Here is a 17,760-nt window from a genome sequence, read left to right on the forward strand (position 1 = left end):
TTGGACATGTTCATGTAGCGGCGAAACTTGTTCGTCGCGGCGCGGCGGCATTACCACGGAGTGTCTCATTGCGGCAACGGGGGGTAGGCCGGATTCCTTACCACCCTGTCACCGTGCAGACCGCGACCAGGAACAATCCGGTTACAGGAAGCCCACCGGATCCACGTCCACCTGCACCTTTACATGCGCTGGAACCGCCACCCCTGCCAGCCATTCGCGGAGCACAGGCTGCACCGCCACCTCCCGCCGCGCCTTCAGCAGCAGCCGCCGCCTGTGGCGCCCGCGCAACAGTGCCAGGGGCGCAGGCGCAGGGCCCAGCACCTCGAATCCTTCCCCGCGGGGTGCCGCCAGGCCCAGGTCATGCGCCACCCGGTCGGCTTCCCGCTCATCCTCCGCGCTGACGATAACGGCCGCGAGGCGTCCGAAGGGCGGCCAATGGCCGGGCCGGCGCTGCGCCGCCTCTTCCCGCATGAAGCCGTCCAGGTCGCCCGCTACCAGGGCCTGCAGCACGGGGTGCTCGGGGCTCCAGCTTTGCAGCAGAACACGCCCGGGCGCTTCGGCCCGGCCGGCGCGCCCTGCCACCTGGTGCAGCAACTGCACGGTGCGTTCGGCGGCTCGTAGGTCGCCCCCCGCCAGCCCGAGATCGGCATCCACCACCCCCACCAGCGTCAGATGCGGGAAATGCCAGCCCTTGGCGACAATCTGGGTGCCGATGATCAGGTCGACCTCCCGCGCTTCGATCGCCCGCGCCGCTTCTGCGGCGGCGGCCGGGCCGGGAATGGTATCGGACGCCATGACCAGCCGCCGCGCATCGGGAAACAACTCGGCCGCTTCCTCCTGCACGCGCTCCACCCCAGGACCGAGCGGAGTCAGGCTGCCTTCCGCCTGGCAGGACGGGCAGCTGGGAGGGATCGGCTCGGCATGGCCGCAATGGTGGCATTGCAGGCGGCGCTGGATGCGATGCTCCACCAGCCAGGTGGAACAATTGGGGCATTGCAATCGGTGCCCGCAGGCACGGCAAAGCGTCAGCGGCGCGTAGCCACGGCGGTTCAGGAACAGCATGGCCTGTTGCCCGGCGGCCATGGTTTGCCGCACCGCCTCCACCAGCGGCGGGCTGAGGAAGCGGCCGCGCTCGGGCGGCGCCACACGCTGGTCGATCAGCCGGACCTCTGGCATGGCGGCGCCGCCATGACGCACCGGCAGGTGCAGGCTGGCGTAGCGTCCGGTTTCGGCATTGGTCAGGGTTTCCAGGCTTGGCGTCGCGGACACCAGCACGCAGGCCGCAGCGGCCAGCCTCGCCCGCACCACCGCCATGTCCCGTGCATGGTAGACCACGCCCTCTTCCTGCTTGAAGGAGGTCTCGTGCTCCTCATCCACCACGATCAGGCCGAGATCCGGAAAGGGCAGAAACAGCGCCGAGCGGGCGCCGACCAGCACCCGCACCTGCCCCTCGGCAACGGCACGCCAAGTGTCGCGGCGCCGCTTGCTGCCCAGCTCCGAATGCCAAAGCGCGGGCGGCACGCCGAAGCGGCCCTCGAACCGCGCCAGCCACTGGGTGGACAGGGCGATCTCGGGCAGCAGCACCAGGGCCTGCCGCCCCTGCCGCAGCGCCTCCGCCACCGCCTCGAGGTAAACCTCGGTCTTGCCGGAGCCTGTGACGCCGGTCAGCAGGGTGACGCCAAATCGACGGGCTGCCGTAGCGTCGCGCATCGCCGCCGCAGCGTTCGCCTGCTCAGCTCCCAGCAGAGGGCCAGGCCGATCCGGATCGGGAACGGGGAAGGCGTCGGAACGCGGCATCAGCGCCGGTTCCAGCAGGCCGGACTCCGCCATGCCGCGCACCACGCCGGCTGAAACGCCCGCGGCCTGCGCCAGCATGGACGCCCCCAGCACCTCGCCCTCCCCGATCGCCCCCAGCACCTTCTGCCGGTTCTGGGTGATGCGCGCGTTAGACCGGCCGAGCTTTGCCCGGAGGCCTGCCGCGGAGAGCGTCCACCCAGCCTTGGCGCCCGGCGGTTCCAGCGCGGAGGGGGAGGACATGGCCATACGCAGCACCGCCCCCGGGGGGCTCAGCGTGTAGGCTGCCACCCACTCGACCAGCTTGCGCAGGCTCTCCGTCATGGGCGGCACTTCGAGCACCGCTTTGATGTCGCGCAGCTTCTTTTCCGGCAGGTCGGGGTCGGCCTCGCCATCCCAGACGACGCCGATCATCTCCCGCCCGCCGAGCGGCACCTGGACGAAGCTGCCGCGCGGCGGCACCGGCCCTTCCACGGGAGAGCGGTAATCGTAGGCGCCGGCCAGCGGCAGGGGCAGCAGAACACGAAGGCGAGGACGAAGCATGACCTCCTTGTCGGGCCTCCTGCCCTTTCGTTCAACGTCCCGGCCTTGCTAGACAGCGGTCACGAACCGCCGGCATAGGACAGGCCCCCATGAAGTTCTTCGTCGATACCGCCGACGTCGCTGAGATCCGCGCCCTGGCCGAGTTGGGCATGGTGGACGGAGTCACGACCAACCCGTCGCTGATCGCCAAGTCAGGCCGCAAGATGGCCGAGGTGATTGCCGAGATCTGCGACATCACCCCGGGCCCGGTCTCTGCCGAGGTCACGGCTACCGATTACGAGACCATGCTGGCCGAAGGCCAGTTTCTGCGCGGCATCGCGAGCAATGTGGCGGTGAAGGTGCCGCTGACCGAAGCCGGGCTGCGGGTCTGCAAGGCGCTGAGCAGCGAAGGGACGCCGGTCAACGTCACGCTGTGCTTTTCCCCCGTCCAGGCGCTGCTGGCGGCCAAGGCGGGCGCTGCCTACATTTCGCCCTTCGTGGGCCGGCTGGACGACCTGGCGCAAGACGGCATGCAGCTGATCGCCGACATCGTGCAGATCTACCGCAACTACCCGCACCTGACGACCGAGGTGCTGGTCGCTTCCGTTCGCCACCCGCTCCACATGGCGCAGGCGGCGAAGCTCGGCGCGCATGTTGCGACCCTGCCGCCTGCCGTCATCCGCCAGCTGATCAAGCATCCCCTCACGGACCGGGGGCTGGACGCCTTCCTGGCCGACTGGAAGAAAACCGGCCAGAGCATCCTCTGATCCCTGGCTGCCTTCTCGGCGGCGGGTTTTCTTTGACGCACGGCGCGGGAGCGGCTTCCACTATGGTCCATGACCACGTCCCTGCTCCCGCCCCGCAGAATGGCCCGCCCCGCGTGACGGAGGACGAGGTGGCCGCCTGGTTGCGGGACCATCCGGGGTTCCTGGCCGGCCGGCCGGATCTGTACCGGCTCCTGGCGCCGCCCCGCCGCGTGCATGGCGACGGGCTGGCCGACCACATGGCGGCGATGATCACCGCCGAGCGCGCCGCCACCCGGTCGCTGGCCGAGGCAGCGCGCGAGGGCGACGGCTTCGCCACCCGCATCCAGGCCGCGGTGCTTGCCCTGATCCCCAGCCGCGATCCGGCGGAGACCGTGAGCCAGGAATGGCCTGCCTTGCTGGGGCTGGAGCATTGCACCCTGGCGGCCGAGGGCCTCCACCTCCCTCATGTGCTGTCGCTGCCGGCAGGCACGATAGCTCGCCTGCTGCCCACCGGGCGCGACACCCTTGTGCGCGCGACGCCGACGGAACTTCCCCTGTTGCACGTGGAGGCGGCGGCACTGGTGCTGCGCGACGCGCTGGCTCTGCTGCCGGGGCGAGGAACACCCACCCTTTTGGTTCTCGGAGCGCGGCACGCAGCGGCGCTTCCGAGCCGCGGCGCCGCGGCGCAGCTGCAGTTCCTGGCGGCTGCCCTGGCCGCCGCGCTGAGCCGCTCATGACAGGCCCGGAAGCGAGGCAGGCCTGGCTCGACTGGCTGGCGCATGAGCGCCGGGCCAGTCCACACACCCTTGCCGCCTACGGTGCCGACCTATCGGATTTTTTGGGGTTCCTGACACGGCATCTGGGGGGCGAGCCGGATCTCGCCGCGCTAGGGTCCTTGCGTCCGGCCGACCTGCGCGCGTTTCTCGCTGAACGGGCAACGCGGGACGGGGTCGGCAATGCCACGCGGGCGCGGCAGCTTGCGGCCGTGCGGGGCTTCTTCCGTTTCCTGGCACGGCATCACGGGCTGGTGCCACTGGCCCTGGCCGGGCTGCGCGGGCCGAAGGTGGTTCAACCCGCCCCCCGGCCCCTCACGGCCGAGCAGGCGCGCGAGGTGGCCGACGCCACGGGCAGCGTCGAGAACACGCCGCTGCTGGCTGCCCGCGACAAGGCCTTGTTCACCCTGCTCTACGGCTGCGGGCTGCGCATCTCGGAGGCATTGGCACTCGATGTGCGAAACGCGCCCCGTGCCGGGACCGGACTTCGTGTGGTGGGCAAGGGCTCCAAGGAGCGGGTTGTTCCGGTGCTGCCCGCCGTGGCGTCGGCGATTGGCACCTATCTCGCCTTGCGGGGCCATCCTGCACCAGAGAGCCCGCTCTTTCTGGGCGCCCGGGGCGAGCGGCTGAACCCGGCGGTGGCCCAGAAGGCGTTGCGTGATTACCGGCGTCTGGCGGGGCTGCCGGAAAGTGCGACGCCACACGCGCTGCGCCATTCCTTTGCCACTCACCTGCTGGGTGCGGGGGGCGACCTCCGCTCGATCCAGGAATTGCTGGGCCATGCCAGCCTGTCCACGACGCAGCGCTACACCAGCGTGGATGCGGTGAAGCTCCTGGAAACCTGGCAAAAGGCTCATCCGCGAGCCGGCTGACGGCAGCCTCACCGACGCCAGGACAACAGGCGCCGCAGCCGCACGCCCCACTCCCGGCAGCGCAACAGCAGCTTCCGTTCCAGCGTTGCCAACCCGTCCACCGGCGCCGGCCATCGCTTGTGCAGCCAGCCCAGCCAGCGGCGCGACCAGGCATACTGATCGCGCAGCACAAAGAGGCCGAGTGCGAGCAACAGCCCGCCCTGGAGCACCGGCAGGACCAGCCCGAGCACCCCCAGAAACAGAAGTGAAAAGCCGAGAGCGCGCCGCTTCCAGGACGGCGCGTTCAAAGGGTGCTCGATAGCCTCCATGCATCAGCAGATGGCGTCGAGGGGATGGGCTCTCAAGCCCGTCCAATGGAAGTGCCGCTCATCCGGTCAGCGATTCGGCCCGGCCACCCAGCGCCCGCAAAAGGTCGGCGGGCGCGAGGCGGAGCTGCAGGCCCCGTTGCCCGCCATTCACGAAAAGATGCGGCTCGGACAGCGCCGTGGCCTCGACCAGGGACGGAACAGCCCGCCTCTGGCCGAAGGGGCTGATGCCGCCGACATGGTAACCGGTCAGCTTCTCCGCCTCGGGCGGGGGCAACATCCGGGCAGACTTGCCACCAAAGGCGGCGGCCAGCTTCTTCATGCTGACCTCGCTATCTGAAGGGATCAGGGCACAGACCGGCCGGCCATCCACCTCGGCCATGAGCGTCTTGAGCACCCGGCAGGGCGGCTCCCCCAGCGCCTCTGCCGCAGCGAGGCCGATGCGGGGCGAGTCGGGATCATATTCGTAGCGATGCAGGGTGAAGGCGATGCCCGCCTTTCGCAGCGCCTCTGTGGCGCGGGTGGCCTTGGACATGGCGGCCCAGGTCCTGAACGGCCGGGGCGCGTGCGCCGCCCCGGCCCGATTGGGATCAGATGTGCAGCGGACGGCCATCCACGGCCAGTGCCGCTTCCTTGACCGCTTCGTTCAGCGTGGGATGGGCGTGGCAGGTGCGGGCCACATCCTCGGCGCTGGCGCCGAACTCCATGGCAATGGCAACCTCGGCGATCAGCGTGCCCGCATCCGGGCCCAGGATGTGGCAGCCCAGCACGCGGTCTGTCTCCTTGTCCGCCAGGATCTTCACGAAGCCGTCCGTGTCGCCCATGGCGCGGGCGCGGCCATTGGCCATGAAGGGGAACTTGCCAGCCTTGTAAGCCTGGCCGCGCGCCTTCAGCTCCTCTTCCGTCTCACCGACGCTGGCCAGCTCCGGCCAGGTGTAGACCACGGCCGGTATGACGCCGTAGTTGACGTGGCCGGCTTGGCCCGCCAGCCGCTCGGCCAGGGCCACGCCCTCATCCTCAGCCTTGTGCGCCAGCATGGCGCCGGCAATGACGTCGCCGATGGCGTAGATGCCCGGGATGTTGGTGGCGAAGTGTTTGTCGGTCTTGACCCGGCCGCGCTCGTCCACCTCGACGCCGACCTCGGCCAGGCCCAGCCCTGCCGTGTAGGAGTAGCGGCCGATGGCCAGCAGCACCACGTCGGCCTTCAGCTCCTCGGCCGCGCCGCCAGCGGCCGGCTCCACGGAGAGGGTCACGCCCTCGGGCGACTTGGTGGCGCCGGTCACCTTGGACTTCAGCTTGAACTTGATGCCCTGCTTGGCCAGCACCCGCTCGAACTGCTTGGCAGTCTCGGCGTCCAGGCCGGGCGTCAGGCGATCCAGGTACTCGACCACCGTCACCTCGGCCCCCAGGCGGCGCCACACGGAACCCAGCTCCAGACCGATCACGCCGCCGCCGATGACCACGAAGTGGCCAGGCACCTTCTCCAGTTCCAGCGCACCGGTGGAGGTGACGATCTGCTTCTCGTCCACCTCGACGCCCTTCAGCGGCATGCTGTCGGAGCCGGTGGCGATGACGATGTTCTTGGCGTCGTAGCTCTGCCCGGCGACCTCGACCTTGCCCGGCGCGGTGATCTTCCCCTCGCCCTTCAGCCAGGTGATCTTGTTCTTCTTGAACAGAAACTCGACGCCCTTGGTGTTGGCGGCGACCACCTCGCCCTTGCGGGCGTGCATCCGCGCCAGATCAAGCTTCACACCATCCACGATGATGCCGTGATCCGCGAACTTATGCTTCGTTTCCTCGAAAACCTCGGAGGATTGCAGCAGCGCCTTGGAAGGAATGCAGCCGACATTGAGGCAGGTGCCGCCCAGCGCGTCGCGCTTCTCGACGCAAGCGACCTTCATGCCGAGCTGCGCGGCGCGGATGGCGCAGACATAACCCCCGGGACCGGCGCCAATCACGATGACGTCGAAGCTGTCGGACATGAGCGAAGCACCTGCTTGATCTATGGGATGTGCGGCAAACTGGCCCGTGAACGGGTCTGGGGCAAGGGGTGGGCGTGCCACGGCGTGGCAATTGCAGAACAGCCATGCCGCCGCGTAGGCCCTCCACACCCCTCAGGCGCCACACGGAAAAGGGCGGAGCCAAAGCCCCGCCCTGGTCATGCCGGCGCCGAAGCCTGCCGGATCAGAGATCCAGCAGCAGGCGGCGGGGGTCCTCGATGCTTTCCTTCACGCGCACCAGGAAGGAGACAGCCTCCTTCCCGTCGACGATGCGGTGGTCGTAGGAGAGCGCCAGGTACATCATCGGACGGATCTCGATCTTGCCGTTCACCACCATCGGGCGCTCCTGGATCTTGTGCATGCCCAGGATGCCCGACTGCGGCGGGTTCAGGATCGGCGTCGACATCAGCGAGCCGTAGATGCCGCCATTGGTGATGGTGAAGGAACCGCCCGAAAGCTCCTCCAGCTTCAGCTGGCCATCGCGCGCGCGCTTGCCGAAATTGGCGATGCTCTTCTCGATCTCGGCGAAGGACATCCCATCGGCATTGCGCAGCACCGGCACGACGAGGCCGGACGGACCGCCCACCGCGATGCCCATGTGCACGAAGTTCTTGTAGACGAGATCGTCGCCATCGATCTCGGCGTTCACCGCCGGGTAGTCCTTCAGCGCAGACACGCAGGCCTTCACAAAGAACGACATGAAGCCGAGCTTGGCGCCGAGCTTCTTCTCGAACGCGTCCTTGTACTCGGAGCGCAGCGCCATCACCGCGCCCATATCCACCTCGTTGAAGGTGGTGAGCATGGCGGCAGTGTTCTGCGCCTCCTTCAGCCGGTTGGCGATGGTCTTGCGAAGGCGGGTCATCTTCACCCGCTCCTCGCCCCCTTCCATGGCCCGCGGGGCCTTGGCAGCCGGCTTCGGCGCCTCGGCCGCCGGGCGGGCCAGGAAGGCCTGCACATCGCCCTTGCTGATGCGGCCATCCTTGGCCGAGCCATCGCCGATCTGCGTGGCGGTGACGTTGTTCTCCTCCATCATCTTCGCCGCGGCCGGCAGGGGCGCATGGGCCGAGCCGCCACCGGGGCGGGAGACGGGACCGGTTTCGGCGCGCGGCGCCTCGGTCTTGGGCGCGGATGCCGGAGCCTGGGCCGGAGCGGCGGGGGCTGCTGCGGGCTTCGGCGCGGTGGCAACGCCACCGGCAGCGATGGTGCCGAGCACAGCGCCGGGTTCGACCTCGGCGCCCTCATCGGCGCTGATCGCCTCCAGCACGCCGGCGGCGGGGGCATTCACCTCCACCGTGACCTTGTCGGTTTCAAGCTCCACCAACGGCTCATCGGCGGCCACGGCCTCGCCGGCCTTCTTCATCCACTTCGCCACAGTGGCGGTGGAAACGCTTTCGCCCAGGGTGGGCACCAAAATCTCGGTCATCTTTGCCGTCGCCTTATGCCGCTGCGGTCACGCTGATCGGGGAAGTGGAGGTCACGAAAGGCCCAGCGCCTGGTGCACCAGGGCCTCCTGCTGCTGCTGATGCACCTTGGCGGAGCCGGTGGCAGGGCTCGCCGCCTCCTCGCGACCCACATAGAGCGGGCGCTGTGCCTTGCCGCCGAGATCCTTCAGCACCTTCTCGATGCGCCTGTCGAGGAAGGTCCAGGCGCCCATGTTCTCCGGCTCTTCCTGGCACCACACGACCTCGGCGTTCTTGTACTCGCTCAGCACGCGGCCCAGCGTGTTCTTCGGGAAGGGATACATCTGCTCCATGCGGATGATCGCGACGTCCTGGACCTTCTTGTCGCGCCGCTCCTGCAGCAGGTCGTAGTAGACCTTGCCGGTGCACAGCACGACACGCTTCACCTTGTCGGGTGCCGCGATCGCGTCCGTCTCGGGAATCACCACCTGGAAATGGCTGCCGGGCGCGAAGTCGGCCAGGCTGCTGATCGCCAGCTTGTGCCGCAGCAGCGATTTGGGCGTCATCACGATCAGCGGCTTGCGGTAGTTGCGCTTCAGCTGCCGGCGCAGCGCGTGGAAGTAGTTAGCGGGCGTGGTGAAGTTGCACACCGCCATGTTCTTCTCGGCGCAGAGCTGCAGGTAACGCTCCAGGCGGGCGGAGGAGTGCTCAGGCCCCTGCCCTTCGTAGCCATGCGGCAGAAGCATCACGAGGCCCGACATGCGCAGCCACTTGGTCTCGGCCGAGGCGATGAACTGGTCGATCACCACCTGCGCACCGTTGGCGAAGTCGCCGAACTGGCCCTCCCACAAGGTCAGCGTGCCGGGATCCGCCAGTGTGTAGCCATAATCGAAGCCCAGCACGCCCATCTCGCTCAGCAGCGAGTTGAACGCTTCCATCCGCATCTGACCATCGCGGATGTTGTTCAGCGGCATGTATTCCGCCTGGGTCTTCTGGTCGACCAGCACGCAATGACGGTGGCTGAAGGTGCCGCGCTGCACGTCCTCGCCCGAGAGACGGATGCGATGCCCCTCCAGCAGCAGCGAACCGAAGGCGAGCGCCTCGCCGGTGGCCCAGTCGATGCCCTCGCCGGACTCGATGGCGTTCTTCTTGGCTTCGAGCTGGCGGGTGATCTTGCTGTTGGCGTTGAAATCGGCCGGCACCCGCGCCAGCGCCGAGCCGACCTCGCGCAGCGTGTCCAGCGCGACAGAGGTGATGTCTTCCTTCTCCGGCTCCTCGGAGCCGGCGGCCTTCAGCCCCGACCAGTGGCCTTCCAGCCAGTCGGCCTTGTTCGGCTTGAAGGTTTGCGCGGCCTGGTAGGCATCCTCAAGCTGCGCGTAAAAAGCCTCGAGCATGGCCTTGCCATCCTCGGCCGACACCGCGCCGCTCTGCGCCAGGCGCTCCGCGTAGAGGGTGCGGGTCGTCTTGGTCTCCTTGATCCGCGCATACATCAGCGGCTGGGTGAAGGCCGGCTCATCCGTCTCATTGTGCCCGTGGCGGCGGTAGCAGACGATGTCGAGCACGATGTCGGCACCGAACTTCATCCGGTACTCGGCCGCCATCTGCGCGCAGAACACCACCGCCTCCGGGTCGTCACCGTTCACGTGCAGGATCGGCGCCTGAACCGATTTGGCGACATCGGTGCAATACAGACCGGAATAGGCATGCACCGGCACTGTGGTGAAGCCAATCTGGTTGTTGGTGATGACGTGGACCGTGCCACCGGTCCGGTAGCCGATGAGCTGGCTCATCGCCAGCGTCTCGTACACCACGCCCTGGCCGGCGAAGGCGGCGTCGCCATGCAACAGGATGCCCATGACGGACCGGCGGCCCTTGGTGTCGCCCGACATATCCTGGCGCGCCCGGACCTTTCCGACCACCACAGGATCGATGACCTCGAGGTGCGAGGGATTAGGCTGCAGCGACAGGTGCACCTGGCGACCATTGATCTCGATATCGGTCGAGGTGCCAAGGTGATACTTCACGTCGCCCGAACCCTGCACATCGTCAGGGTTGGCGGAGATGCCCTTGAACTCCGCGAAGACCTTGGTGAAGGGCTTCTTCACCACGTTCACCAGGGTGTTCAGGCGGCCGCGATGCGCCATGCCGATGACGATCTCGTTGGCGCCGCCATTGGCCGCCGTCTCGATCACAGTCTGCACAGCAGGGATGGTGACCTCGCCACCCTCCAGGCCGAAGCGCTTGGTGCCGACATACTTCCGGGCACAGAAGGATTCGAAGCCCTCGGCCTCGGTCAGCTGCTGCAGGATCTTCTTCTTGCCAGCGGCATCGTATTGCCGCGTCCAGGGCGCGCCCTCGACCTTCTGCTGGATCCAGGCCTTCTGCTCCGGGTCCTGGATATGCATGAACTCGACGCCGATCGGCCCGCAATAGGTGGCGCGCAGGATCGACATGATCTCGCGCAGCGTCGCCGTTTCACGGCCCAGAACCCGGTCGATGAAGATCGGGCGGTCCATGTCGGCCGCGGTGAAACCATAGGTCTGGGGATCGAGCTCGGGATGCGCCTTCGGCTTCGACAGGTGGAGGGGATCGAGATCCGCCTCAAGGTGCCCCCGCACGCGATAGGCGCGGATGAACATGAGGGCGCGCAGGCTGTCCATCGCCTGCTGCCGGGCGGCGGCGGCATCGAGGCCGCCCGCCGCCGCGGGCTTACCGCCCTTCGCGGGGGCCGGGGCCTCAGGCTCCGGCGCGAAGCCGCCCTTGGGGCGCGGCGACCAGGAGGCGCCGCTCGCATCGTGCAGGACGGCGCGCGCATCATCGTTGAGCGCCGCGAACAACTCCTGGAAGGAGGCGTCCACAGAGTCCGGATTGTTCACCCAGCGCGCGTACAGATCGGCGAGGAAGGTGGCATTCGCCCCCACCATCGCGCTTGCCAGGATGTCGATACCGGCCATCATCTCCTCCTCGCCGCGCCCGGAAGGGGCGCCACGGCGTCATTTCACTTCAGGACGTCACAAGCGGGAACGCCGCCCCCGATATGGGGGCGGCGCTGCATAACATAGAGGTCATGTCCGAAACATTGCAGTCCTTCCCGGCAGATCTGCATGACAGACCTGCGCGGCTGCGGCGATTCCCGCCACGGGCGGCGATGTTGCGGCGCAACATGCATCAGCCGCGAACGGCCTTTACCATGGTCGAGCCCAGCGCCGCCGGGCTCTCGGCCACATGGATGCCGGCCTCGCGCATGGCGCTCATCTTGGCTTCGGCGGTATCCTTGCCACCCGAGATCACCGCGCCGGCATGGCCCATGCGGCGGCCCGGAGGGGCGGTCGCGCCAGCGATGAACCCGACCACAGGCTTGTAGTTGGCCGAACCGGGCTTGTTCTCGCGGCCCAGGAACTCGGCAGCCTGAATTTCGGACTGGCCACCGATCTCGCCGATCATAACGATCTGCTGGGTCTCAGGATCGGCCAGGAACATCTCCAGCACCTCGGTGAAGTCGGTGCCCTTGACCGGATCGCCGCCGATACCGACGCAGGTGGACTGACCGAGCCCGGCCGCCGTGGTCTGCGCGACTGCCTCATAGGTCAGCGTGCCGGACCGCGACACGATGCCGACCGAACCGCGCTTGTGGATATGGCCCGGCATGATGCCGATCTTGCAGGCATCCGGCGTGATCACCCCGGGGCAGTTCGGCCCGATCAGGCGGGATTTGGAGCCGGACAATGCGCGCTTCACCTTGATCATGTCGATCACCGGGATGCCCTCGGTGATGCAGATGATCAGCGGGATCTCGGCATCGATCGCCTCCAGGATGGAGTCCGCGGCGAATGGCGGCGGCACGTAGATGACGGAGGCGTTGGCGCCCGTCTGCTCCGCGCACTCCGCGACCGTGTTGAACACCGGCAGGTTCAGGTGAGTCTGGCCACCCTTCCCCGGGGTCACGCCGCCCACATACTTCGAGCCATAGGCGATGCCCTGCTCGGCATGGAAGGTACCCTGCGACCCGGTGAAGCCCTGGGTCATCACCTTGGTGTTTTCGTCGACGAGAATGGCCATGTTACGCGGCCTCCTTCACGGCGCGCACGACCTTCTCGGCGGCGTCGGCCAGGTTGTCGGCGGGAATAATCTTCAGGCCGGATTCCGCCAGGATCTTCTTGCCGAGTTCAACATTGGTGCCTTCCAGGCGCACCACCAGCGGCACGGACAGCGTCAGGTTCTTCGCGGCCGCGACCACACCGTTGGCAATCATGTCGCACTTGGCGATGCCGCCGAAGATGTTGACCAGGATCGCCTTGACGTTGCTGTCCGAGGTGATGATCCGGAAGGCCTCGGTCACGCGCTCGGCCGTCGCCGTGCCGCCTACATCGAGGAAGTTCGCCGGCGAGGAACCGTAGAGCTTGATGATGTCCATGGTGGACATCGCAAGGCCCGCGCCATTCACCATGCAGCCGATCTCGCCATCGAGCGCCACATAGTTCAGGTCGTGCTTGACCGCGTCCAGCTCCTTGGGATCCATCTCGCTATCATCGCGGAGCGCCTCAAGGTCCTTGTGGCGGAACAGCGCGTTGTCGTCGAAGGACACCTTGGCATCCAGCGCCACCACATCACCCGCGCCGGTCACGACCAGCGGGTTGATCTCGACGATGGCACAGTCCAACTCGATGAAGGCGTTGTACATCGCCGTCACGAACTTGGTGAAGGCTGCGATCTGCTTGCCCTCGAGGCCGAGGCCGAAGGCCAGCTTGCGGCAGTGGAAGCCGGAAACGCCCGATGCCGGGTCGACCACCGCCTTCAGGATCTTCTCCGGGTTGTGCTCGGCAACCTCCTCGATCTCCATGCCGCCCTCGGTGGACGCCATGATCACGATGCGGGAGGTGTCACGATCCACCAGCAGCGACAGATACAGCTCGCGCTTAATGTCGCAGCCATCCTCGACGTAGACGCGCGAGACGAGCTTGCCGGCCTCGCCGGTCTGCTTGGTCACCAGCGTCTTGCCGATCATCGCCTCGGCGGCCGCGCGGACCTCTTCGACCGACTTGACGACGCGGACGCCGCCCTTGCCGTTCGGGTCTTCCTTGAAGCGGCCGGCGCCGCGCCCACCGGCATGGATCTGCGACTTCACCACATAGACGGGGCCGGGCAGCTTCTTCGCCGCCTCTTCCGCCTCGGCAGCATTCCAGGCGACGTGGCCATCGAGCACCGCAACGCCGTAGCGCTTCAGCAGCTCCTTGCCCTGGTATTCGTGAATGTTCATCCGCTCACCCTTTATGTGGGGCTGGACGGCCGAGGCCCGGCCAGAAAAGAAAAGGCCGGGGCCGCTGCCCCGACCAGGGATCTCAGACGCCGAGAGCCTTGAAGTCCTCGACCAGCTTCTTCACCGCGTCGCAGGACTTGTTGAAGGCCGCCTTCTCGCTCTCGGTGAACTCCACCTCAACGATGCGCTCGACACCGCCGGCACCGATCACCACAGGCACGCCGACATAGAAGTTATTCTGACCGTACTCGCCGTTCAGCATCACCGCGCAGGGCAGGACGCGCTTCTTGTCCTTCAGGTAGCTCTCGGCCATGGCGATGGCGGAGGCGGCAGGGGCATAGAAGGCCGAGCCCTTCTCCAGCAGCTTGACGATCTCGCCGCCGCCATTGGCCGTGCGGTGCACGATGGCGTCGATCTTCTCCTGGGTCGTCCAGCCCATCTTGATCAGGTCGGGGATCGGAATGCCGGCCACGGTGGAGTAGCGGGTCAGCGGCACCATGGTGTCGCCGTGGCCGCCCAGCACGAAGGCGGTGACGTCCTCGACCGAAACCTTGAACTCCTCGGCCAGGAAGGTGCGGAAGCGGGCGCTGTCCAGCACGCCGGCCATGCCGACCACCTTGTTGGCGGGCAGGCCCGACTTCTGCTGCAGCGCCCAGACCATGACGTCCAGCGGGTTCGTGATGCAGATCACGAAGGCATCCGGCGCGTACTTCTTGATGCCCTCGGCCACCTGGCCCATGACACCGGCATTCTTGGTCAGCAGGTCGTCGCGGCTCATACCCGGCATGCGCGGGAAGCCGGCGGTGACGATGATGACGTCGGCGCCCTGGATGGCGGAGTAATCGGAACCACCGGTCATGTGGCTGTCGAAGCCGTCCACCGGGCTGGACTGCATGATGTCGAGCGCCTTGCCGGCGGCCACCCCGCCGAACACGTCGAACAGGACGACGTCGCCCAGTTCCTTGAGCCCGACCAGGTGGGCCAGCGTCCCACCGATGTTACCGGCGCCGATCAGCGCGATCTTGTTGCGGGCCATAACGAGGCTCCTTCCCAAACGTTCTCGGTCAGACGGAAAACTGGAGGTCTTGCGGCGCTACACCTAGCCCGCCGCCCTCCCCCGGGCAAGCGAACCGAGGGGCGGACAAGCTGAAGATCAGACAATCAGAGTGGCAGGCAGCGGACCACATTGTCATGGCCCCGCGCCAGCGTGGACAGGGTCCCGACGGGGCATTCGCGCTGCTCACCCGACGCCGCCGGCAGCCCGGCCTGCCAGGAGGTCCGCTGCGGCGCCGCGGCGCGGGCGCGGGGTGTCCGCGCCACCACCCGCTGGCTCTTGCCACCGGCCGAGGCGCCTGGGCGGAGGATCTGCGGCGGCTTGGCGGCCGCCTGCCGGACCTGCCCGCCGGAAGCCGAGGCGGCGCTGGCCTGCCGCGGCTTCGCCGCCTGGCGCGCCGAGGCCGAACCGACTGTGCTCAACGCCTTCCCCGTCTTGCCGGCCGACACCTTGGTGTCGCCCCGGCCGGCCGCTTCGGCCTTGGGCACCAAGCCCCCGGCCAACAGCCCCAACAGGCACAGCGTGAACACGTGTCGCATGGCAGCTCCTTCTGAAGTGGCCCCGCTCCCTCAGGTGAGGTGCGGCAGACCCAGGTAGTCGTGGCTTTGCATTTCCATCAGGCGGGACGCGGTGCGCTGGAACATCGCCGCGTTCTCCCCCTGCTCGTAGAGCTGGTCGGGTGTCGCCGAAGCGGAGGCGACCAGCTTGCAGCGGTGCTCGTACAGCGCGTCGATCAGCGTGATGAAGCGCCGCGCCTTGTCGAAATTGTCGGGCCCGAGCCGCGGCACGCCATCCAGCACCAGGGTGTGGAAGTGCGTGGCCACCGCCAGATAGTCCGCCGGGCCCAGCGCCAGGCCGCAAAGCTGGTCGAAATCCGCCCGCGCCACCCCGGAAACGGATTGCGGCACCTCCACCCGGCGGCCCAGAACATTCAGCACCTGCTTGTCGCCGTGGCTCTTGCCCGTCAGCTCCTTGAAGGCAGCGTCCAGCGCGCGCTCGGCCCGTCCGTCGATCGGAGAGTGCCAGGTTGGCAGCCCCTGAATGCGGCCCCGGCGGTAATCCTGCTGCGACTGCAGGTGCAGAACCGCAACATGCTGGTTGATCAGCTTGATGAAGGGCAGAAACGCGTCGCGCCCCGGGCGGCCCTTGAACAGATCGTCCGGAGCCGTGTTGGAGGTGGCAACGATCACGGTGCCCCGCACGAAGAGCGCCTCGAACAGCCGCCCCAGGATCATCGCATCGGCGATGTCATGCACCTGGAACTCGTCGAAGCAGAGCAGGGATGCCTCGGCGGTGATGCTGTCGGCCAGGGGCGGGATCGGATCCTTGGTGTCCCCATGCTGCTTCTTCCAGGCATGGATGCGCTGGTGCGATTGCTGCATGAACTGGTGGAAGTGGATGCGGCGCTTCCGGGGCACATCGGCGCAGTCGAAGAACAGGTCCATCAGCATGGACTTGCCGCGGCCGACTTCCCCCACCAGGTAGAGCCCCTGCGGGGCGTTGCCAGGCGCTTCCTCCACCGGCTTTCTGCGGAAGAACCGGCCCATGAAGCCACTGCCGGGCTCCGAAGTCGGTATTTCGCGCTTCGGCTCATAGCCGCGAGTGCGGCGCCACAGATCCTGGAGGATTTCTGCGGCCTGGGCCTGGGCAGGATCGGAACGCAGATCTCCCGCCGCGACACGCGCGCGGTAGGCAGGCAGCGGACCTTCATTGGTGGCGGAGAGGGCTGCTCCGCGCGGCGTCACTTGGCCATCCATCGCGTTGCGGCATAAAGGGTTATCGGCTGTCCGACAACCGGGCGCGGGCAAGAGAATGCGGCCGTCAGGCAAGCTCTGCACGCAGCGGGTGAAAATGCCGCCCTGCATCCGGCACCGCCCTGCCCCGTTACCCCTCTGGACATCCAGCAAGGGAAGCTTCCCGCATGATCGACAAGTCCCGCATCCCTTCCGGCGTCGCGCTCATCGGCGCCTGTGGCACGGAAATCGGGCAGGTGGATGGAATCGAGGGCGACTTCATCCGTGTGCTGATGCCGGGCGGCGAGCCTGCCTACCTGCCGCTGACCGCCCTGGCCGACCAGGAAGGCGAAAAGGTTTCAACTGTGATGAACCACATGGCGGCGCGGTCTCTGCTGCAAAGCGAACCCGAGCCGGGTGAAGGCAGCGGCCCCTTCACCTCCTCCTGAGCACGAAAAAAGGCCGGGAGGGCTGCCCCTTCCGGCCTTTGTCACGCTCTACGCCGCGGATCAGCCCTGGCGCTCGACCAGCAGCTTCTTGATCTCGCCGATCGCCTTGGCGGGGTTCAGCCCCTTCGGGCAGGTCGCCGCGCAATTCATGATGGTGTGGCAGCGGTACAAACGGAACGGATCTTCCAGCTGGTCCAGGCGCTCACCGGTCTTCTCGTCGCGCGAGTCGGCGATCCAGCGATAAGCCTGCAGCAGCACGGCCGGCCCGAGATACCGGTCGCCGTTCCACCAATAGGACGGGCAGGCGGTAGAGCAGCAGAAGCACAGAATGCATTCCCACAGCCCGTCGAGCTTGCCGCGCTCTTCCTTGGACTGACGGCGCTCCTCATCCGGCGGCGGCGCCGTGTCGGATTGCAGCCAGGGCTGGATCGACCGCAGCTGCGCGTAGATGTGGGTCAGGTCGGGCACCAGGTCCTTCACCACCGGCATGTGCGGCAGCGGGTTGATGCGGACGTCCTTCTTCACATCCTCGATCGGCTTCAGGCAGGCCAGCGTGTTCATCCCGTCGATGTTCATCGAGCAGGAGCCGCAGATGCCCTCGCGGCAGGACCGCCGGAAGGTCAGCGTGGTATCGATCTCGTTCTTGATCTTGATCAGCGCGTCCAAAACCATCGGGCCGCACTTGTCGAGATCGATCTCGTAAGTGTCGTAACGCGGGTTCTCGCCCGTATCCGGGTCGAAGCGGTAAATCTTGAACGACCTGACATTTTTGGCACCAGGCTCGGCCTTGTAGGTCTTGCCGGTCCCGATGGTGGAATTCTTGGGCAGGGTGAAAGTGGCCATGGATCCCGCTCC

The 17,760-nt window shown here is 67.2% G+C and carries 16 protein-coding genes; 4 read left to right on the forward strand and 12 right to left on the reverse strand.

All coding sequences use genetic code 11. The features are described from left to right. Positions 1 to 141 precede the first annotated feature (141 nt). The gene (locus ACFOD4_RS02375) at positions 142 to 2,337 is read right to left on the reverse strand and encodes a primosomal protein N' (RefSeq protein WP_379593224.1); all 2,196 of its coding nucleotides are present in this window, start codon (positions 2,335 to 2,337) and stop codon (positions 142 to 144) included. 89 nt (positions 2,338 to 2,426) lie between these two features. Between ACFOD4_RS02375 and fsa the strand changes: the two genes are divergently transcribed. The 3 genes from fsa (at position 2,427) to ACFOD4_RS02390 (ending at position 4,707) form a co-directional block, all read left to right on the forward strand. After that, positions 2,427 to 3,083, forward strand: a complete 657-nt coding sequence (gene fsa / locus ACFOD4_RS02380) for a fructose-6-phosphate aldolase (RefSeq protein ID WP_379593226.1) — start codon at positions 2,427 to 2,429, stop codon at positions 3,081 to 3,083. A gap of 62 nt (positions 3,084 to 3,145) precedes the next feature. After that, on the forward strand, positions 3,146 to 3,799 hold the full coding sequence (locus ACFOD4_RS02385; protein WP_379593228.1) for a hypothetical protein: 654 nt from the start codon (positions 3,146 to 3,148) through the stop codon (positions 3,797 to 3,799). Next, positions 3,796 to 4,707: a tyrosine recombinase XerC gene (locus ACFOD4_RS02390; protein WP_379593230.1), complete on the forward strand. Its 912-nt coding sequence runs from the start codon at positions 3,796 to 3,798 to the stop codon at positions 4,705 to 4,707. Before ACFOD4_RS02385 ends, ACFOD4_RS02390 begins: the two co-directional genes overlap by 4 nt. A gap of 8 nt (positions 4,708 to 4,715) precedes the next feature. Here the strand turns inward: ACFOD4_RS02390 and ACFOD4_RS02395 are convergent, their stop codons facing one another. From ACFOD4_RS02395 to zapE, 10 genes are all read right to left on the reverse strand, one after another. After that, a complete protein-coding gene (locus ACFOD4_RS02395) occupies positions 4,716 to 4,994 on the reverse strand; it encodes a PGPGW domain-containing protein (RefSeq protein ID WP_379593232.1) in 279 nt (92 codons plus the stop codon). 79 nt (positions 4,995 to 5,073) lie between these two features. After that, positions 5,074 to 5,547, reverse strand: a complete 474-nt coding sequence (ybaK, locus tag ACFOD4_RS02400; protein WP_379593234.1) for a Cys-tRNA(Pro) deacylase — start codon at positions 5,545 to 5,547, stop codon at positions 5,074 to 5,076. 55 nt (positions 5,548 to 5,602) lie between these two features. Beyond that, a complete protein-coding gene (lpdA, locus tag ACFOD4_RS02405; RefSeq protein ID WP_379593236.1) occupies positions 5,603 to 6,994 on the reverse strand; it encodes a dihydrolipoyl dehydrogenase in 1,392 nt (463 codons plus the stop codon). Between the two features lie 202 nt (positions 6,995 to 7,196). Next, a complete protein-coding gene (gene odhB / locus ACFOD4_RS02410; protein ID WP_379593238.1) occupies positions 7,197 to 8,435 on the reverse strand; it encodes a 2-oxoglutarate dehydrogenase complex dihydrolipoyllysine-residue succinyltransferase in 1,239 nt (412 codons plus the stop codon). Between the two features lie 51 nt (positions 8,436 to 8,486). After that, positions 8,487 to 11,366 carry a 2-oxoglutarate dehydrogenase E1 component gene (locus ACFOD4_RS02415; RefSeq protein WP_379593240.1) on the reverse strand — a complete coding sequence of 960 codons (2,880 nt, stop codon included), beginning with the start codon at positions 11,364 to 11,366 and terminating at the stop codon, positions 8,487 to 8,489. A 214-nt stretch (positions 11,367 to 11,580) separates the two neighbouring features. Continuing rightward, complete coding sequence (gene sucD, locus ACFOD4_RS02420) at positions 11,581 to 12,471, reverse strand: succinate--CoA ligase subunit alpha (RefSeq protein ID WP_379593242.1); 891 nt, start codon at positions 12,469 to 12,471, stop codon at positions 11,581 to 11,583. 1 nt (position 12,472) lies between these two features. Further along, positions 12,473 to 13,669: an ADP-forming succinate--CoA ligase subunit beta gene (sucC, locus tag ACFOD4_RS02425; protein ID WP_379593244.1), complete on the reverse strand. Its 1,197-nt coding sequence runs from the start codon at positions 13,667 to 13,669 to the stop codon at positions 12,473 to 12,475. Between the two features lie 82 nt (positions 13,670 to 13,751). Next, complete coding sequence (gene mdh, locus ACFOD4_RS02430) at positions 13,752 to 14,705, reverse strand: malate dehydrogenase (protein WP_379593246.1); 954 nt, start codon at positions 14,703 to 14,705, stop codon at positions 13,752 to 13,754. A 125-nt stretch (positions 14,706 to 14,830) separates the two neighbouring features. Then, entirely contained in the window at positions 14,831 to 15,262 is a 432-nt protein-coding gene (locus ACFOD4_RS02435) for a hypothetical protein (RefSeq protein WP_379593248.1), read from the reverse strand. Between the two features lie 30 nt (positions 15,263 to 15,292). Beyond that, entirely contained in the window at positions 15,293 to 16,480 is a 1,188-nt protein-coding gene (gene zapE / locus ACFOD4_RS02440; protein ID WP_379593250.1) for a cell division protein ZapE, read from the reverse strand. A gap of 164 nt (positions 16,481 to 16,644) precedes the next feature. On the opposite strand from zapE, the gene ACFOD4_RS02445 reads away from it, so the two are divergent. Then, complete coding sequence (locus tag ACFOD4_RS02445; protein ID WP_379593252.1) at positions 16,645 to 16,905, forward strand: hypothetical protein; 261 nt, start codon at positions 16,645 to 16,647, stop codon at positions 16,903 to 16,905. 60 nt (positions 16,906 to 16,965) lie between these two features. Here the strand turns inward: ACFOD4_RS02445 and ACFOD4_RS02450 are convergent, their stop codons facing one another. Continuing rightward, on the reverse strand, positions 16,966 to 17,748 hold the full coding sequence (locus ACFOD4_RS02450; protein WP_379593254.1) for a succinate dehydrogenase iron-sulfur subunit: 783 nt from the start codon (positions 17,746 to 17,748) through the stop codon (positions 16,966 to 16,968). Positions 17,749 to 17,760 lie beyond the last annotated feature (12 nt).

The organism is Teichococcus globiformis (assembly GCF_042646265.1).
Lineage (GTDB): Bacteria > Pseudomonadota > Alphaproteobacteria > Acetobacterales > Acetobacteraceae > Pseudoroseomonas > Pseudoroseomonas globiformis.

What these genes read in the sequence shown, in the direction of transcription:
- ACFOD4_RS02375 (WP_379593224.1), bottom strand. Translation starts at nt 2,337, where the DNA reads ATGCTTCGTCCTCGCCTTCGTGTTCTGCTGCCCCTGCCGCTGGCCGGC.
- fsa (WP_379593226.1), top strand. Translation starts at nt 2,427, where the DNA reads ATGAAGTTCTTCGTCGATACCGCCGACGTCGCTGAGATCCGCGCCCTG.
- ACFOD4_RS02385 (WP_379593228.1), top strand. Translation starts at nt 3,146, where the DNA reads ATGGTCCATGACCACGTCCCTGCTCCCGCCCCGCAGAATGGCCCGCCC.
- ACFOD4_RS02390 (WP_379593230.1), top strand. Translation starts at nt 3,796, where the DNA reads ATGACAGGCCCGGAAGCGAGGCAGGCCTGGCTCGACTGGCTGGCGCAT.
- ybaK (WP_379593234.1), bottom strand. Translation starts at nt 5,547, where the DNA reads ATGTCCAAGGCCACCCGCGCCACAGAGGCGCTGCGAAAGGCGGGCATC.
- lpdA (WP_379593236.1), bottom strand. Translation starts at nt 6,994, where the DNA reads ATGTCCGACAGCTTCGACGTCATCGTGATTGGCGCCGGTCCCGGGGGT.
- odhB (WP_379593238.1), bottom strand. Translation starts at nt 8,435, where the DNA reads ATGACCGAGATTTTGGTGCCCACCCTGGGCGAAAGCGTTTCCACCGCC.
- ACFOD4_RS02415 (WP_379593240.1), bottom strand. Translation starts at nt 11,366, where the DNA reads ATGGCCGGTATCGACATCCTGGCAAGCGCGATGGTGGGGGCGAATGCC.
- sucD (WP_379593242.1), bottom strand. Translation starts at nt 12,471, where the DNA reads ATGGCCATTCTCGTCGACGAAAACACCAAGGTGATGACCCAGGGCTTC.
- sucC (WP_379593244.1), bottom strand. Translation starts at nt 13,669, where the DNA reads ATGAACATTCACGAATACCAGGGCAAGGAGCTGCTGAAGCGCTACGGC.
- mdh (WP_379593246.1), bottom strand. Translation starts at nt 14,705, where the DNA reads ATGGCCCGCAACAAGATCGCGCTGATCGGCGCCGGTAACATCGGTGGG.
- ACFOD4_RS02435 (WP_379593248.1), bottom strand. Translation starts at nt 15,262, where the DNA reads ATGCGACACGTGTTCACGCTGTGCCTGTTGGGGCTGTTGGCCGGGGGC.
- zapE (WP_379593250.1), bottom strand. Translation starts at nt 16,480, where the DNA reads ATGGATGGCCAAGTGACGCCGCGCGGAGCAGCCCTCTCCGCCACCAAT.
- ACFOD4_RS02445 (WP_379593252.1), top strand. Translation starts at nt 16,645, where the DNA reads ATGATCGACAAGTCCCGCATCCCTTCCGGCGTCGCGCTCATCGGCGCC.
- ACFOD4_RS02450 (WP_379593254.1), bottom strand. Translation starts at nt 17,748, where the DNA reads ATGGCCACTTTCACCCTGCCCAAGAATTCCACCATCGGGACCGGCAAG.